The sequence below is a fragment of the Rhizobium indicum genome (assembly GCF_005862305.2).
Classification (GTDB): domain Bacteria; phylum Pseudomonadota; class Alphaproteobacteria; order Rhizobiales; family Rhizobiaceae; genus Rhizobium; species Rhizobium indicum.
In genome coordinates this window covers 54,576-71,746 of record NZ_CP054025.1, presented here as the reverse complement: position 1 = coordinate 71,746, position 17,171 = coordinate 54,576, and the positions used below count along the sequence as shown (strand labels likewise).

Annotated in this window: 15 protein-coding genes; 7 read left to right on the top strand and 8 right to left on the bottom strand. The window is 60.3% G+C overall.

The genetic code is table 11. The annotated features are described in order from the left end of the window. Positions 1–5: 5 nt before the first annotated feature. On the bottom strand, positions 6–1,016 hold the full coding sequence (locus tag FFM53_RS33700) for a Gfo/Idh/MocA family protein (protein WP_138389980.1): 1,011 nt from the start codon (positions 1,014–1,016) through the stop codon (positions 6–8). A gap of 151 nt (positions 1,017–1,167) precedes the next feature. Further along, positions 1,168–1,386, bottom strand: coding sequence for a hypothetical protein (locus tag FFM53_RS33695; protein ID WP_138389981.1), 219 nt, complete (start codon positions 1,384–1,386; stop codon positions 1,168–1,170). Between FFM53_RS33695 and FFM53_RS33690 the strand changes: the two genes are divergently transcribed. Next, positions 1,385–2,545 (top strand): fumarylacetoacetate hydrolase family protein, encoded by a 1,161-nt coding sequence (locus FFM53_RS33690; RefSeq protein WP_138389982.1) that lies wholly within the window; start codon positions 1,385–1,387, stop codon positions 2,543–2,545. The genes FFM53_RS33695 and FFM53_RS33690 overlap by 2 nt on opposite strands. Position 2,546: 1 nt before the next feature. On the opposite strand, the gene scpA is transcribed toward FFM53_RS33690, so the two are convergent. Continuing rightward, positions 2,547–4,685: a methylmalonyl-CoA mutase gene (gene scpA, locus FFM53_RS33685; RefSeq protein WP_138389983.1), complete on the bottom strand. Its 2,139-nt coding sequence runs from the start codon at positions 4,683–4,685 to the stop codon at positions 2,547–2,549. Positions 4,686–4,918: 233 nt separating this feature from the next. Between scpA and FFM53_RS33680 the strand changes: the two genes are divergently transcribed. Next, positions 4,919–6,277 carry an LLM class flavin-dependent oxidoreductase gene (locus tag FFM53_RS33680; protein ID WP_138389984.1) on the top strand — a complete coding sequence of 453 codons (1,359 nt, stop codon included), beginning with the start codon at positions 4,919–4,921 and terminating at the stop codon, positions 6,275–6,277. A 1-nt stretch (position 6,278) separates the two neighbouring features. Here the strand turns inward: FFM53_RS33680 and FFM53_RS33675 are convergent, their stop codons facing one another. The 5 genes from FFM53_RS33675 to FFM53_RS33655 form a co-directional block, all read right to left on the bottom strand. Beyond that, complete coding sequence (locus tag FFM53_RS33675; protein WP_138389985.1) at positions 6,279–6,932, bottom strand: methionine ABC transporter permease; 654 nt, start codon at positions 6,930–6,932, stop codon at positions 6,279–6,281. Continuing rightward, positions 6,913–8,001, bottom strand: a complete 1,089-nt coding sequence (locus FFM53_RS33670) for a methionine ABC transporter ATP-binding protein (RefSeq protein ID WP_138333948.1) — start codon at positions 7,999–8,001, stop codon at positions 6,913–6,915. Before FFM53_RS33670 ends, FFM53_RS33675 begins: the two co-directional genes overlap by 20 nt. A gap of 89 nt (positions 8,002–8,090) precedes the next feature. Further along, positions 8,091–8,930, bottom strand: a complete 840-nt coding sequence (locus FFM53_RS33665) for a MetQ/NlpA family lipoprotein (RefSeq protein ID WP_138333947.1) — start codon at positions 8,928–8,930, stop codon at positions 8,091–8,093. Between the two features lie 244 nt (positions 8,931–9,174). Then, positions 9,175–9,735: an FMN reductase gene (msuE, locus tag FFM53_RS33660; protein WP_138389986.1), complete on the bottom strand. Its 561-nt coding sequence runs from the start codon at positions 9,733–9,735 to the stop codon at positions 9,175–9,177. A 220-nt stretch (positions 9,736–9,955) separates the two neighbouring features. Further along, positions 9,956–11,158, bottom strand: coding sequence for an MFS transporter (locus FFM53_RS33655; RefSeq protein WP_138389987.1), 1,203 nt, complete (start codon positions 11,156–11,158; stop codon positions 9,956–9,958). A 358-nt stretch (positions 11,159–11,516) separates the two neighbouring features. Here FFM53_RS33655 and FFM53_RS33650 point away from each other — a divergent pair, with 358 nt between their 5' ends. The 5 genes from FFM53_RS33650 to FFM53_RS33630 all read left to right on the top strand — a co-directional run bounded on the left by FFM53_RS33650 (position 11,517) and on the right by FFM53_RS33630 (position 17,154). After that, on the top strand, positions 11,517–11,975 hold the full coding sequence (locus tag FFM53_RS33650; protein WP_062941828.1) for a helix-turn-helix domain-containing protein: 459 nt from the start codon (positions 11,517–11,519) through the stop codon (positions 11,973–11,975). Positions 11,976–12,546: 571 nt separating this feature from the next. Then, a complete protein-coding gene (gene repA, locus FFM53_RS33645) occupies positions 12,547–13,761 on the top strand; it encodes a plasmid partitioning protein RepA (RefSeq protein WP_062941826.1) in 1,215 nt (404 codons plus the stop codon). A 42-nt stretch (positions 13,762–13,803) separates the two neighbouring features. Next, positions 13,804–14,856, top strand: a complete 1,053-nt coding sequence (repB, locus tag FFM53_RS33640) for a plasmid partitioning protein RepB (protein WP_138389988.1) — start codon at positions 13,804–13,806, stop codon at positions 14,854–14,856. Positions 14,857–15,005: 149 nt separating this feature from the next. Continuing rightward, positions 15,006–16,298 (top strand): plasmid replication protein RepC, encoded by a 1,293-nt coding sequence (gene repC, locus FFM53_RS33635; protein ID WP_138389989.1) that lies wholly within the window; start codon positions 15,006–15,008, stop codon positions 16,296–16,298. Positions 16,299–16,587: 289 nt separating this feature from the next. Then, complete coding sequence (locus FFM53_RS33630; RefSeq protein ID WP_062941905.1) at positions 16,588–17,154, top strand: sugar transferase; 567 nt, start codon at positions 16,588–16,590, stop codon at positions 17,152–17,154. The last annotated feature ends 17 nt before the right edge of the window (positions 17,155–17,171 follow it).

The following is a 17,171-nucleotide window of genomic DNA, read 5'->3' as shown; positions in this document are numbered from 1 at the left end:
CCTCCTCAGCGAGCGCCGATGCGCGCGGCTTTCGCCTGGGCTTCGAGCGAAAGACGGCAGACTTCAAAAACGTGATCCTGGGTCATCGCCGTCTGTGTGCGGTTGCCGACGTCGGCGGTGAAAGCGTCGAAATAATCGAGTTTTTCGCCGCTGCAATCGATATGGGTCATTTCCTTGCCGTTGACCAGGAAGAGGTGATCCTTGCCCGGCCGGCCGGCGATATCGATATATTTGCGCAGTTCGATATAGCCTTCGGTGCCGAGGATGGTGAGGCGCCCGTCACCCCAGGTCGGCAGCGCCTCCGGCGTGAACCAGTCGACACGGACATAGCCCGCCGCCTTGTCGGAGCGCAGAAGCACCTCGCCGAAATCCTCGAACGCGGGCTTGTCGGGCATGCCGAAATTGCCGATCGAGCTGGCGATGACCTCGCCTGTGGTCGAGCCGGTATAGAACAGGAACTGGTCGACCTGGTGCGAAGCGATATCGACGATGATGCCGCCGAAGGCTTCGGGATCGAAGAACCAGTCCGGCCGGGTCGGCAGTTGCAGCCGGTGTGGACCGACGCCGAGCGTCTGGATCACCTTGCCGATCGCGCCTTCGGCGACGAGCTTGCCGGCCTTGACGGCGGAGCGCACGCAGTGGCGCTCGGAAAAGCAGATCGAGAAGATCTTGCCGGTCTCGGCAACGGTGCGCTTGACCTCCTCGAGTTGGGCGAAGGTCGTCACGCCCGGCTTGTCGGTCATCACATCCTTGCCCGATCTCATCGCGCGGATGGCAAGTCCGGCGCGGTCGCGGGGGATTGCGGAAATGCAGATGACGTCGATCGACGGATCGTCGAACAGCTTTTCCCGATCGATCTGCGGCGCGTCAGGATAGGTCTTCTCAAAGGCCTCGCGCAGTGCCGGCACCGAGGTCTGCGGGCAATAGCCGACCAACTCGCCGCCTGAAGCAAGCAATCCCTTCACGTGATCGAACGTATGCCCATGGTCGATTCCGACGACGGCAAATCTCAACATTGCTGCAATATCCTCCTGGGATTTTCGTGCGGCCGGCCGATGCCAGCCTCCTCCATGTTGGGCAAAACAGATAACGAAAGCCGGCTCCTGTCAAGGCGAGATGGAGGGCAAAATCGTCACGGCCTGTAATTAAATACTTGAAATGCAACAGTTATTTTGTATCTAAATAGTTATTTTGTGGGCTTTTGCAATTGGATTCCAGAGGAAGCCCGCCGCCCGAGCCGATCAGGCGAAAGTCTTTTTCCCCGACGCATCTTGCCCCATCTCCGTGAATGTGATCGATTTCGGCTGCCGCCGGGCTGGAGGGCGGCAACACCCCGCAATGTTTTGAAGAGCGCTCCCCGCTCGCCCGTGACGGAAGATCCACCATGTCTCAACCTCTGCTCGATATCGCCGCTTCGGATGGTCTTTTTGTCGGCCGCGCCTGGAATCCCGACGTTGCCGGGCCAAGCATCGTGACGCTTCGAGAGGGGGAGCTGGTCGACATCACCTCGCGCGAGGCGCCGACACTGAGCGCGCTGCTCGAGCGGCAGGACGCTGCTGGTTTCGTGCGCGCTGCAACCGGCAAGGCGATCGGCTCGTTGCAGGATATCGCCGCCAACAGCACCGGCACGCCGGATGAAGCGCGTCCCTATCTCCTGGCGCCTGTCGACCTGCAGGCAGTGAAAGCCTGCGGCGTTACCTTTGCGCAGTCGATGATCGAGCGCGTCATCGAGGAGAAGGCCGCCGGCAGTCCGGAACGTGCGGCCTCGATCCGCGAGCGTGTCAGCACGCTGATCGGCGGCAGCCTCACCAATCTGAAGGCCGGTTCGCCGGAGGCCGCCAAGGTCAAGCAGGCATTGATCGACGAGGGCATGTGGTCGCAATATCTCGAGGTCGGCATCGGGCCTGATGCCGAAGTCTTCACCAAGGCGCCGGTGCTCTCCTCCGTCGGCTGGGGTGCCGATGTCGGCCTGCATCCGATCTCGACCTGGAACAATCCCGAGCCCGAAGTCGTGCTCGCGGTCAACAGCCGCGGCGAAATCAAGGGTGCGACGCTCGGCAACGACGTCAACCTGCGCGACGTCGAGGGCCGCTCGGCGCTGCTGCTCGGCAAGGCCAAGGATAACAACGCCTCCTGCTCGATCGGTCCTTTCATCCGCCTGTTCGATGCCGGTTACAGCCTGGATGACGTACGCAAGGCCGAACTCGACCTGAAGGTGTCAGGCCAGGACGGTTTCGTGCTGCACGGCAAGAGTTCGATGTCGCAGATCAGCCGCGATCCAACCGATCTCGTCAAACAGACGGTCGGCGCCCATCACCAATATCCTGACGGCTTCATGCTTTTCCTCGGCACGCTGTTTGCGCCGACGCAGGACCGGGACGCGCCGAAGCAAGGCTTCACCCACAAGATTGGCGACGTCGTCGAGATTTCCTCGGCAGGCCTCGGCGCCCTCGTCAACACCGTGCGGCTCTCCACCGAATGCCCGCCCTGGACCTTCGGCATTTCGGCGCTGATGAGCAATCTGGCAAAGCGCGGTCTTCTCTAAATTACTGATTCCGTCGCCTGCCCTGCAGCAGGTCGAGAACGGAGTTTGCCGCCTCGAGAACGTTTGTCCCCGGGCCAAACACGGCTGCGACGCCGTGTTCATGCAGGAATTCATAGTCCTGGCGCGGGATGACACCGCCGCAGACGACAATGATATCCCCACCGCCCTGTTCCCTCAGCCTGTCGATCAACTGCGGTAGCAGCGTCCTGTGACCGGCCGCCAATGACGAGACGCCGACGACATTGACCTTTTCGCTGAGCGCGACGCCGGCGGCTTCCTCCGGTGTCTGGAAAAGGGGACCGGCGAGCACATCGAAGCCGATATCGCCGAAGGCCGAGGCGATCACCTTGGCGCCTCGGTCGTGTCCGTCCTGACCGAGCTTGGCGACCATGATCTTCGGCCGGTGCCCCATCGCTTCCGTCACCTCCGTCATGCGAGTCTTGAGCACGGCGAGTTCCGGCTCATTTTCATACGCCTGGCCATAGACGCCCTTAATCACCACAGGCGTGGCGGCATGATCGCCGAAGGCATCACGCATCGCATCCGATATCTCGCCGACCGTGGCGCGGGCCCGCGCCGCCGCGATGGCGGCTTCCAGCAGGTTGCCCTTGCCGCTCTGTGCGATCTCGGCCAGGGCCGCCAGCGTCTCGCGCACGGCTCCGCCATCGCGCCGCCGCTTGGTTTCCTCGATGCGTCTGATCTGCGCTTTGCGCACCGCGCTATTGTCGATCTCCAGAATGTCGATCGGCTGCTCGTTGTCGAGCCGGTAGCGGTTGACGCCGACGATGACCTCTTCGCCCTTGTCGACGGCTGCCTGGCGGCGTGCGGCCGCTTCCTCGATCAGCCGTTTCGGCAGGCCGTCATTGACGGCCTTCGTCATGCCGCCGAGTGCTTCCACCTCCTCGATCAACGCCCAGGCTTTGTCAGCAAGCTCCTTCGTCAGGCTCTCGACGTAATAGGAGCCCGCCAGCGGATCGACCACCTTGGTGACGCCGGTTTCGTGGCTCAGGATCAACTGCGTGTTGCGGGCGATGCGGGCGGAAAATTCGGTCGGCAGTGCGATCGCCTCGTCGAAGGAATTGGTATGCAGCGACTGGGTGCCGCCGAGCACGGCGGACATCGCTTCGAAAGCGGTGCGGATGATGTTGTTATAGGGGTCCTGTTCCTGCAGCGAGACGCCGGAGGTCTGGCAATGGGTGCGCAGCATCAGCGAGGAAGCCTTCTTCGGCTGGAACTCCTCCATGATGCGGGTCCAAAGCAGGCGGGCGGCGCGAAGTTTGGCCGCCTCCATGAAGAAGTTCATGCCGATCGCGAAGAAGAAGGAGAGCCTTCCAGCGAAATCATCGACATTGAGGCCCTTGGCAATCGCCGCCCTGACATATTCGCGACCGTCGGCCAGCGTGAAGGCAAGTTCTTGCACCAGCGTCGCGCCCGCCTCCTGCATGTGATAGCCCGAGATCGAAATCGAGTTGAATTTCGGCATCTCCCTTGCGGTATACTCGATGATGTCGGCAACGATCCGCATCGATGGTTCCGGTGGATAGATATAGGTGTTGCGGACCATGAACTCCTTGAGGATGTCATTCTGGATGGTGCCAGAAAGGTCGGCTCGTGGAACGCCCTGCTCCTCGCCGGCCACGATGAAGGAGGCAAGGATCGGGATGACGGCGCCGTTCATGGTCATCGACACCGACATTTCGCCGAGTGGAATGCCGTCGAACAGGATCTTCATGTCCTCGACGCTGTCGATTGCCACACCCGCCTTGCCGACATCGCCCTCGACGCGCGGATGATCGCTGTCATAACCGCGGTGGGTGGCAAGATCGAAGGCGACCGACAGGCCCTTCTGGCCGGCGGCGAGATTGCGGCGATAAAAGGCGTTCGATTCTTCTGCCGTGGAGAAGCCGGCATATTGGCGGATCGTCCAAGGCCGGCCGGCATACATCGTCGCGCGGGGGCCGCGGGTGAAAGGCGAAAAGCCGGGAAGCGAACCAAGGTGCCCGGCGCTGTCGAGATCCTCGGCCGTATAGAGCGGCTTGACGGCAATGCCTTCCGGCGTCTGCCAGGTGAGCTTCTCGGGCGAGATGCGCAGTTCCTTTTGCGCAAGTTCCACCCAATCCGACAGCGTCTTCTTCGTCATGCGTTTCCTCCGGCTTTTTTCATCCCCACCCTACCATTTCACAGGCTCCTCGTGCGATAGAGCCCGAACAGGATGATTTTAGGCCGAGCTGGCCCAAAATCTGAATCCTGTTCTACATTATATAGTTAGAGCATGATGTCGTCCGAAAACCGCTCACACTTTTCGGCATCATGCTTTTGGATAATTAATGCGGCAAATCCTTGATTTCTATTGCCGACTTTGGGACCCGCCTCATGAAGACAATGCAGATCTATGCCTTCGACATGAACTGCGTCGGGCACATCAACCACGGTCTGTGGACGCATCCGCGCGACCGCTCAGCGCACTATACCGATCTCGACTACTGGACGGAGTTTGCCAAGACCGCGGAACGCGGCAAGCTGGACGGCATCTTCCTGGCCGACATCGTCGGTGTCTACGATGTCTACAGGGGTAGCCCGTCGCCGGTGATCGAGACGGGCGCGCAGATCCCGGTCAATGATCCGATGATCCCGATTTCGGCGATGGCCTATGTCACGAAACATCTGGGTTTCGGCGTGACCGTCAACACCACCTACGAGCCACCCTTCCTGCTGGCACGGCGCATGTCGACGCTCGATCATCTGACCAAGGGACGGATCGGCTGGAACATCGTCACCGGCTATCTCGATAGTGCCGCCCGCAGCATGGGTTTCGACAAGCTGCCGGAACATGATGCGCGTTACGACGCAGCCGAGGAATATCTCGAGATCCTCTACAAGCTCTGGGAAGGGAGCTGGGACGACGATGCGGTGCTGCGCGACAAGGCGGGCGGCACCTATGCCGATCCCTCCAAAATACGCGCGGTCCGTCACGACGGCAAATATTACCGGATGGAAGGCATCCATCTCTCCGAGCCCTCGCCGCAGCGCACGCCCCTGCTCTTCCAGGCCGGCGCCTCGGCACGCGGGCAGGATTTCGCCGCACGCCACGCCGAATGCGTCTTCATTGCCGGGCCGAATCCCAAGGCGGCCAAGCCGACCGTCGATGCGCTGCGGGCGAAGGCGACGGAATTCGGCCGCGGCGCCGACGCATTGAAGATCCTCAGCCTGATCACCGTCGTCGTCGGGCGGACGGAGAAGGAAGCACGGGACAAGCTGGAGGACTATCGCCGCCATGCGAGCGTCGAGGCTTCGCTTGCGCATTACTCCGCTTCGACAGGCATCGACTTTTCGAAGTATGGATTGGACGACGTCATCGACCAGAGCTCGACCAACGCCAATCAATCGGCACTTGCGGCCATCACGAAACAGGCGCCAAAGCCAGTGACGCTGCGTGTCATCATCGACCAGATGGTGCTCGGCAGCCGGATGAGGCCGATAGTGGGTTCGCCGGAACAGATCGCCGATCATCTCGCGACATGGATAGAAGAGGGTGGCATCGACGGCTTCAATCTGGCGCGAACAGTGGCGCCGGAAAGCCTGCGCGATTTCGTCGACCTGGTGGTGCCGGTGCTGCAGGAGCGCGGCGTCTTCAAGGCGGACTATGCTGCAGGACCCTTGCGGCAGAAGCTTTTCGGCGGCGGGAACGGCAGGTTGCCCGCCGCTCACCCCGCCGCCCAGTTCCGGCGCTGACTTATCGGTGGTCCAGCCCGGCAACCAGCCGGTCGCCAAGCCACTGGATGCCGCAGACGAGCACGATGAGGACGGCCACCACCGCGATCATCACACTGGTTTCGAAACGCTGATAGCCGTAGCGGATGGCGAGATCGCCGAGGCCGCCGGCGCCGATCGCGCCCGCCATGGCCGAGGCGCCGATCAGCGTCACCAGCGTGACGGTGAAACCGGCGACGATGCCTGGCAGCGCTTCAGGCACCAGCACCTCGCGGATGATCGTCCAGCGATTGCCGCCCATGGCGCGCACGGCGTCGATCAGCCCGCGGTCGACCTCGCGCAGCGATACTTCGGCGATACGGGCGTAATAGGGCGTTGCGGCGATGGCGAGCGGCACGATGGCCGCCCAGGTGCCGAGCGCGGTGCCGACGATCAGCCGCGTCAGCGGGATCAGCGCCACCAGCAGGATGATGAAAGGCACTGAGCGAAAGCCGTTGATGACTGCGCCGAGCACGCGATTGATCCAGAGGTTTTCGGCGATGCCACCGCGCGCCGTCGCGACCAGTGCAAGGCCGAGTGGCAGGCCGGCGACGAGCGAGATCAATCCCGAGGCGAGGGTCATCAGGATCGTCTCCCAAAGGGAGCGAATAAGCAGTTCAAGCATGATCGGTGTCATAACCAAGCACCTCCACCCGGGCGGACCGGGCCGTCAGGAATTTTTCGACCTTTCCGGCAAGCGCGGGGTCGCGTGCGGGAACGGCGATGAAGAACCGCGCCACCGGCTGGTTCTGGATATGGTCGATGCCGCCATGGACGAGGCGGAAGCAATGCGGCAATGCCGCCGAGAGTTCGGCAAACAGCGCGCCCTGCGCCTGCGGCCCGGCGAGATCGACGCTGAGAATGACCTCCCTGCCGGCCGTCGCCGACAGCCGACCGGCGATATGTTCAGGAAGCTGCGGGCGGATGCCGCCGAGCAGGCTCCCGGTGATATCAGCCTGCGGATTGGCGAAGACCGACCAGACCTGCCCTTCCTCGACGATCCGCCCGGCATCGATGACCGCGACGCGATCGGCAATGCCGCGGACCACTTCCATCTCGTGGGTGATGAGCAGAATGGTCAGTCCGAGCTTACGGTTGATGTCTTTCAGCAATGCCAGGATCGACCGGGTCGTTTCCGGATCGAGCGCCGATGTCGCCTCGTCGGACAACAGCAGTGCCGGGCGTGCCGCCAGCGCCCGGGCGATGCCGACGCGTTGTTTCTGGCCGCCGGACAGCGATGCGGGATAAGCCTTCGCCTTGTCTGCAAGGCCGACGAGTTCGAGCAGCTCATGCGCTCGTTTCAGGCGCTCGCCCTTTGCAAGACCCTCGATCTTCAGGGGCAGCGCGACGTTTTCCTCGACGGTTTTGGCAGAAAGCAGATTGAAATGCTGAAAGATCATGCCGATGCGGCGGCGCAGCGGCTGCAGGTCCTGTTCTGAAAGTCCGGTGATGTCTCGGCCTTCGATGAGGATCTCGCCGCTATCGGCGCGCTCCAGGCCGTTCAGGCAGCGGATCAGCGTCGATTTGCCGGCGCCGCTGCGGCCGATGATGCCAAGGATCTCGCCTCTCTTCACCGTCAGCGAAATGCCGTCGAGGGCTGCAGTGGTTCCGAACCGTCGCTTCACGTCGGTCAGTCTCACCACCTCTTCGGAAGCCGCCGCTTGAGACTGTGCCTCGATCGCCGTGGTGGAAACAAGGGAATTCATGTGGTTTTCCTTACAAATACTGAAGGCGGTCCGGGCAGAGAACGCCCGGACCGCCTCTCGGCAGGCCTTAACCCCAGCCCTGCCTCGGATCAATAGGCGCTGAGACCCGTTCCCTTATAGACCTTTTCGAACTCGGCCTTCACGGTGTCGTTCTGATAAGAAGAAACAAGCGTCTTGACCCATTCGGCATCCTTGTTGTCGTCCTTGACGGCGATGAAGTTGCGGTACGGATTGTCGGCGATCGGCTCTTGGGCAATGCGTTCGGCCGGCGAAAGACCGCTTTTCAACGCCCAGTCGGTGTTGACGATACCGGCATCCAGATCGTCGATCGAACGGCCGACGATGCCGGCGTCGAGTTCCTTGATCTCGATCTTCTTCGGATTGTCGGTGACGTCGGCGACGGTCGCGAGAATACCGGTGCCGTCCTTCAGTTTGATCAGGCCTTCATTCTGGAGAACGCGCAGCGCACGGCCTTCGTTCGAGGGATCGTTCGGCACGCCGATGACGGCACCTTCCGGGATCTCTGCGACGGACTTGTGTTTCTTGGTGTAAAGGCCGATCGGCCAGACCCCGGTATAACCGACGCGAACGATGTGATAGCCGTGCTGCTGGATCTGGTTGTCGAGATAGGGCTGGTGCTGGAAAGCGTTGGCATCGATTTCGCCGCGCTCCAGCGCTTCATTCGGCTGGGTGTAATCGTTGAAGATGACGGTCTCGATCTTGAGACCTTTCTTGCCCGCCTCGCTCGTGACGACACGCCACACATCCTCATCCTCGCCGGCCATGATGCCGACCTTGATCGACTTGTCCTCGGCAAAGGAAGGGTGGGGTGCTGCAAAGGCGAAGAGCGCGGCAGCGGAAACGACCACGGCGGCAAGAGCCGCGCGGCGCGAAAGGTGGAAGCCGTGAAGATTTTTGTTCTTGGTCATTGTATATCCCGTCTGACTGAATGAGGCCGAACGCCCCGAGCAGGCTGATCATGGCAAATGGGCGGATCGCGAGCGAAGCACGAATGTCTGATGTGGAGGGAGGGCCGGAAAAACTCTTGCCCTGCCATCGATATCGGCAGGATAAATTTCCATCAATTTTGTGGATTAATTGCGGCTCGTGAGCATGTTGCAAAAATGAAAACGGCGCCTCCGTGGCGCCGTTTCAAGCCTATCCCGACGCTCTTCACTCGGCAGCGATAAGTGCCCGACTCCGGCCGGGAAAGAAGGCCTCGAGCTCGCCGATGACTTCCCCGATCCGCTTGGAAAGTGGATCGGATGAGACGCGGTAATCGGTGAAGTCGCGGTCGGATGCATAAACCGCGGTCGGCAGCGTGTGAGACATGAAAAAACCGAAGAGCGGCCGGAGCTGGTGCTCGACCATCAGCGCATGGCGGTCACCGCCGCCGGTCGCAGTGATGATGATTGGCTTGGCGCGCAGCTCATGCGGGTCGATCAGGTCGATCAGATGCTTGAAGAGACCGGGATAGCTGCCCTTGTAGGTCGGCGCTCCGATGACCAGCACATCGGCATTGACGATGTCGTCGATGACTTCCCTGGCGCGACTGTCGAGATCGTCACGGCGCAGCGCCTGGCCAAGCGAGGGGCCGACATCGGTCAGATCGTAGATGGTGTTGTCGAAGCCGTATTTCTCACCGGCGAGACCGGCAACGTTTTCAACAAGTGCAAATGTCTTCGAGGGGCGGTTGAAGCTACCCGCAAGGCCGACCAATTTGTGAGCAGACATGCCATTTCCTTCCAATATCGTGCCGAGACCGACGTCATTATTGGGACGAATATTATCTATAAAAATAGTGGATTAAAGGAATGGTGATCCCTCTTCCCCATAGGAGGAGAAAAATACGTTCGGGCCTATGGGCGAAGGCGACGTGCGAAACTGCATGATGAACCGGGCCGGAGTGTCGGTGACATTCCGGCCCCATCGATTGTCCATAAGCGATGTCGCGTCAAACTGGTTTCTGCTTGGGAATACGCGGCAGGAAGACCGTGAGGAGACCGAGCAGCGGCAGGTAGGAGCAGATGCGGTAGACGAAATCGATGCCATGGGTGTCGGCGAAACTGCCGAGCAGGGCTGCACCAAGCCCCCCTGCCCCGAATGCGAAGCCGAAGAAGACCCCGGCAATCAGCCCGACGCGCCCGGGCACCAGTTCTTGCGCGAAGACGACGATTGCAGAGAAGGCCGAAGCGAAGATCAGGCCGATGACGACGCTGAGCACACCCGTCCAGAAGAGGTTGGCATAGGGAAGCAGGAGCGCGAAGGGAATGACGCCGAGGATCGAGAACCAGATGACGAAACGCGCGTCGAAGCGGTCACCGATCGGCCCGCCGAGGAAGGTGCCGACGGCGACCGAACCGAGGAACAGGAAGAGCATCAGCTGTGCCTGCTGCACGCTGAGGGCAAACTTGTCGATGACATAGAAGGTGAAGTAGCTCGATACGCTGGCCATGTAGACATTCTTCGTTGCCGTCAGCAGCACGAGGATGAGCAGCGCCCAGACGACCCTGTTCTGCGGCAGCGGCAGGGTCCGGCTTATTGCCGGCTTGCTGGCATTCTGGCGCCTGTGGCTGATGTACCAGTTGCCGACCCAACTCAGCACGACCATGCCGACCATGGCGATGGCGGCGAACCATGAGACGCTGTGCTGACCGAGCGGCAGCACGATGAAGGCGGCAAGCAGCGGGCCGATCGCCTGGCCGGCATTGCCACCGACCTGGAAGAAGGATTGCGCGAAACCGTGGCGGCCGCCAGAGGCAAGACGGGCAACACGCGAAGATTCCGGGTGGAAGACCGCCGAGCCGAAGCCGATCAGGCTTGCGGCAACCAGCAGCAGGGTGAAACTGCCGGCATTGCCGAGCAGAATGAGGCCGCAAAAGGTACTCGCCATACCGACCGGCAGCGAATAGGGCATCGGCCAGCGGTCGGTGACGATGCCGACGAGCGGCTGCAGCAGCGAAGCCGTGACCTGGAAAGTCATAGTGAGGAGACCGATCTGCACGAAATCGAGATCGTAGTTCGCCTTGAACAGCGGATAAAGCGAGGCGAGCAGCGACTGCATGATGTCGTTCAGCATGTGGCAGAAGCTGACCGCCATGAGGATAGACATCGTCGTCTTTTCGAAACGAGGCGGGCTCTCGGCAACGGTTGCCATCAATACTTCTCCTGCACAGGCACGGCCGGTGCCATGCCACGTCGCTTTTGTTCGATGGATTTTCGGGCGATCGGGGCTGGGAAGACTCTCGTGCGACGGTCGCTGAACTGCATTTAGCGTAAGCCGGGACGCAATTACAGCCCAGTTTTATCCGTATTGGTACGGCTTTTGTTCGATTTGCGCTTCCGCCGAGTGATTTCTGCGTGATTTCACGTCTTTCCGGGCGAGGGCTTTCATATCACAGTCAGCAGCGATGATCACATATCCAGTGGGCTATGTGAAAACAACCATGGAAAAGCCATGCAGGGGATACTACAGCTGCACCGATTGAAAATGCGATCGAGGCTGAAAACACACGATGAATGTCAAGACAGCGAATGCGATAGACAGCTATGTCGGAGCGCGCATTAGATTGCGCCGGCAGTTGCTCGGGATGAGCCAGGAACGGCTTGCCGAGCAGATCGGCGTGACCTTTCAGCAGGTTCAGAAATACGAGAAGGGCATCAACCGCATCGGCGCGAGCCGGCTGCAGCGGATCGCCGAGGTGCTACACACGTCGCCGAGCTTCTTCTTCGAACAGGAGAATTCCGAGCCGTTGACGCTGCAAGGGCTGGATCTATCCGCGAATATGGACCCGGTCGCTGAATTCCTGCGAACGAAAGAGGGATTGGTGCTCAATCGCGCCTTTCTAAAGATCGCCGACAGCAATATCCGCGAAACGGTCATCGCGCTGGTGAAGGCGATGGCGCAGGCGGAAAGTCGAGGTCTGACATTGGGAGCCTCCGTAGCGGATATCACCCTTCCGCTCGGAGAATAGGCGGGTATCGCAGCGTTGCGCCTGGCGAGCCGACCGGCCAATCAATGGCATTTCCCGAAAGGGTCTGCTTGCGATTTGGCATTTGCCGGATCGCTATCTGAGGGACGGCGCCGAGCTGGGCGCTGAATTCTCCGCCTATCGCCTGGATCTTGCGCTGGGCGCTCTGCTGCAGGACCGCGACAGAAGCGCCGTGTCCCCTCCCCCAGGCAGATATCAGGACGGTTCTCTGCCACGGCGGCACTGAACAGCTACTGACTGTCCAGGTGCTTGCCCATTGCGGACCCATTGCGGACGTACTTCAAAGAGCCGTGCACGCTCGATATCTCGCTTCCGAAGTATCCGATCGGCTATGATGCCGGTTGTGCAGCCTTGCTCTTGCGATTCGGTCAGTGAATGCGCGATTGCCACGCTGGACAGCGGCACCGGGCGGCCTGTTCAAGCCTTTGAAAAAGATTGGACAACCTCGCGGTAGGGTCTTGTTAACCCTATTTGCCTTGCCACCCCTCCAGAATCGGCGCTAAATGCGGTTTCACAGCGCCCAGGGCTTTTAAATCGCATTTTCGAGATTTCCATGAATATGGCACCGCAGATAGAAAAAGCAATTTCTGATGTCGACCAGCTGATTATTGGCCAGGCGCAGGAACTGTCCGATAAGCTGAAGCAGCATCGGCTCGAGATGTTTCCGCCGCGTGCATTGAAGGGTTTGAGGGAATTTCAGCTTGCCGAGGCGGCGCGTTTCCTCGGTGTCACCAGCGGCTATCTTCGCAACCTGTCGCTGGAAGGCAAAGGCGCCCTTCCCCAGGTCACGCCGTCGGGCCGTCGATCCTATACGGCGGAGCAAATGGAAGAGATGCGCAGCTTCCTGGAGCACAATGCCCGCGCCGGAACGCATTATATGCGTCATCGCCGCGGCAACGAACATCTGCAGGTCGTTGCCGTCGTCAACTTCAAAGGTGGCAGCGGCAAGACGACGAGTGCAGCACACCTTGCCCAGCATCTTGCCCTGACGGGTCACCGTGTCCTTGCCGTCGACCTCGATCCGCAGGCCTCTCTCTCCGCCATCCACGGTTTTCAGCCGGAGTTCGACGTCGACGAAAATGAGACGCTCTACGCCGCCATTCGTTATGACGATCAGCGGCGTCCGCTGAGAGAGATCATCCGTCCGACGAATTTCCCGAACCTTCATCTGGTGCCGGGCAATCTCGAACTGATGGAATTCGAGCACGATACGCCGCGCGTCCTTGCTCAGGGCAAGGCGGGCGACTATGGACGCGTCTTCTTCGCGCGGCTGGACGAGGCGCTGTCCTCCGTCGCCGACGATTACGACGTCGTCATCATCGACTGCCCTCCCCAGCTCGGCTTTTTGACCATGAGCGCCATTTGCGGGGCAACGGCAGTTCTGATCACCGTACATCCTCAGATGCTCGACGTCATGTCGATGTGCCAATTCCTGCAGATGCTCGGCGAGGTGCTGAACACGCTGAAAGGTGCCGGCGGCAACATGAACCTCGACTGGTTGCGTTATCTCGTCACCCGCTACGATCCGCAGGACGGGCCGCAGACGCAAATGGTCGCCTTCATGCGTTCGATGTTCAAGAACCATGTGCTCACCAATCCGATGTTGCGCAGCGTCGCGATCTCCGATGCGGCGATGACCAATCAGACGCTTTACGAGGTCGAACGGAACCAGTTTACCCGCGCGACCTATGACCGCGCGATGGAGGCGATGGATTCCGTCAACACCGAGATCGCCGATCTCATCCACAAGGCTTGGGGGCGGAAATGACCAAGAAGTTTACTGCGGTAAACTGGGGCGAGGAGCTGGTTGATGGCGCGTAAGAATCTCCTCTCCGGCCTGATGGACGATTCCAAGAAGTTTACTGCGGTAAACAATGAGGACGAACCACTCCACAGGGACGAGAAGCAGCAGCTCACCTATAAGGGGATCGGCGCTCTCGGTGCCGTGACACGCAGTATCGATGCGCTGGCTGCCAAGGCCGATGCGGCCAAAGCGATCGAGGAGAAGCTGGCGACCGGTGAAACGGTGATTGATCTCGACCCTGCCCTGATCGAAGATTCTTTCGTGACCGACCGCCTGGCGCATACCGACGAACAGTTTCGCGAATTGGTCGAGGCGATCCGGTTGCGCGGTCAGGATTCGCCGATCCTCGTCCGGCCGCATCCTGAGAAGGACGGCCGATATCAGATCGCCTTCGGCCACCGTCGCGCCCGGGCCGCCAAGGAACTCGGCCGACCTGTCCGCGCCGTGGTCAAGAAACTCGACGATCGCGACCATGTCATTGCGCAGGGCCAGGAGAATTCGGCGCGCGCCGATCTCTCCTTCATCGAGAGGACGATGTTTGCCGACAAACTCGACACGTTGGGCTTCGACAGGGAAACGATCATGTCCGCGCTCAGCGCCGACAAGACGACAGTTTCCAAGATGTTGTCCGTTACCAAGCGGATTCCAGCCGAAGTCCTGACCGCGATCGGTGCGGCCAAGACCACCGGCCGTGATCGGTGGCACGATCTGTCCGTGAAATTCGAGGCCGAAAACATCGCCGCACGAGCGATAGAGTTCACCAGATCGGCGGAATTCGAGACGGTGGAGCCGGATGCCCGATTCGATATGCTGGTTGCCTTCATCAGCAGGAGGCAACAACAGGCCTCATCCATAGCGGCGCTTCAGCCCGCCGCTCACGCCTGGCAGCGCAAGGACGGCGCGGTCAGGGCGAAGATCAAGGATGACGGGAAACAGTTCACCATCGCGTTGAAGGCGGAGAAGGCGTCTGCCTTTGGAGCCTACATCGCCAGCAATCTGGATCGCCTCTACGAGGCGTTCGAGAGGACACAGGATTTGACCAAGAACGGAGATCAATAAGCAAAAGAAAAGGCCCCCGAACGTTGCCGTCGCGGAAGCCCTCTCTGATCTAGACACCCAGAGAATCACATTTCCGCGAATCATAGTCAAGAGTCTTTGGCACCGAATTTGGTGAGCCGCGATCTTTTGCCTTGAAGAAGGCGAAGAAAATGGAAAGCGGAAGTGTGACGACGCCCTTCGGGCGGCGGCCGATGACGTTTGGCATGTTAGCAAGCCAGGCGGCTGCTCGAGAAATCGAGCCTGGCCAATCTATCGACAAGTGGAAACTCTATCGTGCCCTGTGTGAGGCCAAGCCGCTGCTCGGCATCACCGACCGGGCGCTCGCTATCCTGAACGCCTTGCTGAGCTTTTATCCCAAGGGAGAGCTCTCTGAGGAAAACGGGCTCGTGGTGTTCCCTTCCAATGCACAGCTCTCGCTGCGCGCGCATGGAATGGCGGAGCAGACGATCCGTCGTCACCTGGCGAGCCTGATCGAGGCCGGGCTGCTGATCCGCAAGGACAGCCCGAACGGCAAGCGCTACGCCCGCAAGGAGCAGGGGGGGGAGATCCGCGAGGCATTCGGTTTTTCACTGGCGCCGCTGCTGGTGCGCGCTGAGGAGATCGAGCGGTTGGCGGCGGAGGTGGTTGCGGAACGGTTGCACCTGCAGCGGCTCAGAGAACGCCTGACGCTTTGCCGGCGCGATGTCGCCAAGCTCATCGAGATGGCATTGGAGGAGGGCGCCGCAGGCGATTGGAGCCGGATTCATCTGCATTTTCGCGATGTCGTCGAGCGGCTGCCACGGTCGCCTTCCGCCGAACAGGTCGCCGCAGCACTCGACGAATTGGAGCTGCTGCGTGAAGAAATCACCAATCAGTTGGAAATGCAGGTTAAAACTCAAAATCATAGCGGCAATGCCCAACATTATGAGCGGCACATACAGAATTCAAATCCACAATCCATTACTGAACTTGAACCAGCTTCCGAAATGAAGCAGGGCGCAACGGCGGACGATCGATCGGCGGGTCGGGCCGAACCGACAGTCCGAATACAGAAAGATGAAGAGGAGAACGGGCGTGTGCCGGCCACAAGTTCTGCCCCCGCTGCCAACGCCGCGCTCAAATCCTTCCCACTGGGGCTGGTGCTGCAGGCCTGCCCGGAAATCGCAGCCTATGGACCGCAGGGCTCGGTCGGCACGTGGCGCGAGCTGATGGCCGCGGCTGTGGTCGTTCGTTCGATGCTGGGCGTCAGCCCATCGGCCTATGAGCAGGCCTGCGACATCATGGGACCTGAAAATGCGGCCACCGTCATGGCCTGCGTCCTCGAAAGGGCAGGGCACATCACCTCCGCCGGCGGTTACCTGCGCGATCTGACACGGCGCGCCGAGAGAGGGGAATTCGCCATCGGACCGATGCTGATGGCCCTTGCCCGCACCAATTCGCCGCTAAGTCGGAAGACAGGATGAAATTCGCTTCGTGGTCTTCCTGGCGCAAATTGTTATGGTTAACGAAGCGTGACGGAAACGAAGGCCAAGATAACTTCTGATTGGAAGCTTCTCACTGTCAGATCAGAGGGTTAGGAGTTTGACGAAAACCTGCGAGACGAAGGGGCACTCGCAAGTGGGTGGGCGACCACGTCGGTTGATGGAGAAAACACCACGTCCTGACAGTTGACGCGAAACGTTTTTTGACGCTACGGCAAGGCGATAGCACAAATGGCGGATGATTGCCGGTGGAGCGGAAGAACCGCGGAGCATGGGTTTGAAACGGGCGGTGGACTTTTTCTTGGCTTTGATTGCGGCGGCGATCCTGCTCGTTCCAATCCTTGTCGTCGCTCTTTGTGTTCGCCTTACCTCGCCGGGACCGATCCTCTATTGGTCAAAACGTGTCGGCCGTTTCAATCAGATCTTCCTGATGCCTAAATTTCGCAGCATGCGCGTCGACACACCGACGGTTGCCACGCATCTGCTCGAAGATCCGGATCGCTTTCTGACACCGATCGGTTCGTTTCTGCGCAAATCCAGCCTCGACGAACTGCCGCAGCTCTGGTGCATTCTCGAGGGGAAGATGAGTTTCGTCGGCCCGCGGCCGGCACTCTACAATCAATATGATCTGATAGAGTTGCGGACGGCCCATGGTGTCGACAAGCTCCTGCCCGGACTGACGGGATGGGCGCAGATCAATGGCCGGGACGAATTGCCGATTCCGGAGAAGGTAAAATTCGATGTCGAATATCTCGAACGCCGCTCGTTCGGCTTCGACATAAGCATCCTGTTTATGACGGCCGAGAAGGTCATCCGCCGCAAGGGAATAAGGCATTAAGCTACCTACTTCTGATA

Bases quoted from the DNA above. Each gene is read 5' to 3' on its own strand.
- FFM53_RS33700 (WP_138389980.1), bottom strand. From the start codon at position 1,016: ATGTTGAGATTTGCCGTCGTCGGAATCGACCATGGGCATACGTTCGAT.
- FFM53_RS33690 (WP_138389982.1), top strand. From the start codon at position 1,385: ATGTCTCAACCTCTGCTCGATATCGCCGCTTCGGATGGTCTTTTTGTC.
- FFM53_RS33695 (WP_138389981.1), bottom strand. From the start codon at position 1,386: ATGGTGGATCTTCCGTCACGGGCGAGCGGGGAGCGCTCTTCAAAACAT.
- scpA (WP_138389983.1), bottom strand. From the start codon at position 4,685: ATGACGAAGAAGACGCTGTCGGATTGGGTGGAACTTGCGCAAAAGGAA.
- FFM53_RS33680 (WP_138389984.1), top strand. From the start codon at position 4,919: ATGAAGACAATGCAGATCTATGCCTTCGACATGAACTGCGTCGGGCAC.
- FFM53_RS33675 (WP_138389985.1), bottom strand. From the start codon at position 6,932: ATGACACCGATCATGCTTGAACTGCTTATTCGCTCCCTTTGGGAGACG.
- FFM53_RS33670 (WP_138333948.1), bottom strand. From the start codon at position 8,001: ATGAATTCCCTTGTTTCCACCACGGCGATCGAGGCACAGTCTCAAGCG.
- FFM53_RS33665 (WP_138333947.1), bottom strand. From the start codon at position 8,930: ATGACCAAGAACAAAAATCTTCACGGCTTCCACCTTTCGCGCCGCGCG.
- msuE (WP_138389986.1), bottom strand. From the start codon at position 9,735: ATGTCTGCTCACAAATTGGTCGGCCTTGCGGGTAGCTTCAACCGCCCC.
- FFM53_RS33655 (WP_138389987.1), bottom strand. From the start codon at position 11,158: ATGGCAACCGTTGCCGAGAGCCCGCCTCGTTTCGAAAAGACGACGATG.
- FFM53_RS33650 (WP_062941828.1), top strand. From the start codon at position 11,517: ATGAATGTCAAGACAGCGAATGCGATAGACAGCTATGTCGGAGCGCGC.
- repA (WP_062941826.1), top strand. From the start codon at position 12,547: ATGAATATGGCACCGCAGATAGAAAAAGCAATTTCTGATGTCGACCAG.
- repB (WP_138389988.1), top strand. From the start codon at position 13,804: ATGGCGCGTAAGAATCTCCTCTCCGGCCTGATGGACGATTCCAAGAAG.
- repC (WP_138389989.1), top strand. From the start codon at position 15,006: ATGGAAAGCGGAAGTGTGACGACGCCCTTCGGGCGGCGGCCGATGACG.
- FFM53_RS33630 (WP_062941905.1), top strand. From the start codon at position 16,588: ATGGGTTTGAAACGGGCGGTGGACTTTTTCTTGGCTTTGATTGCGGCG.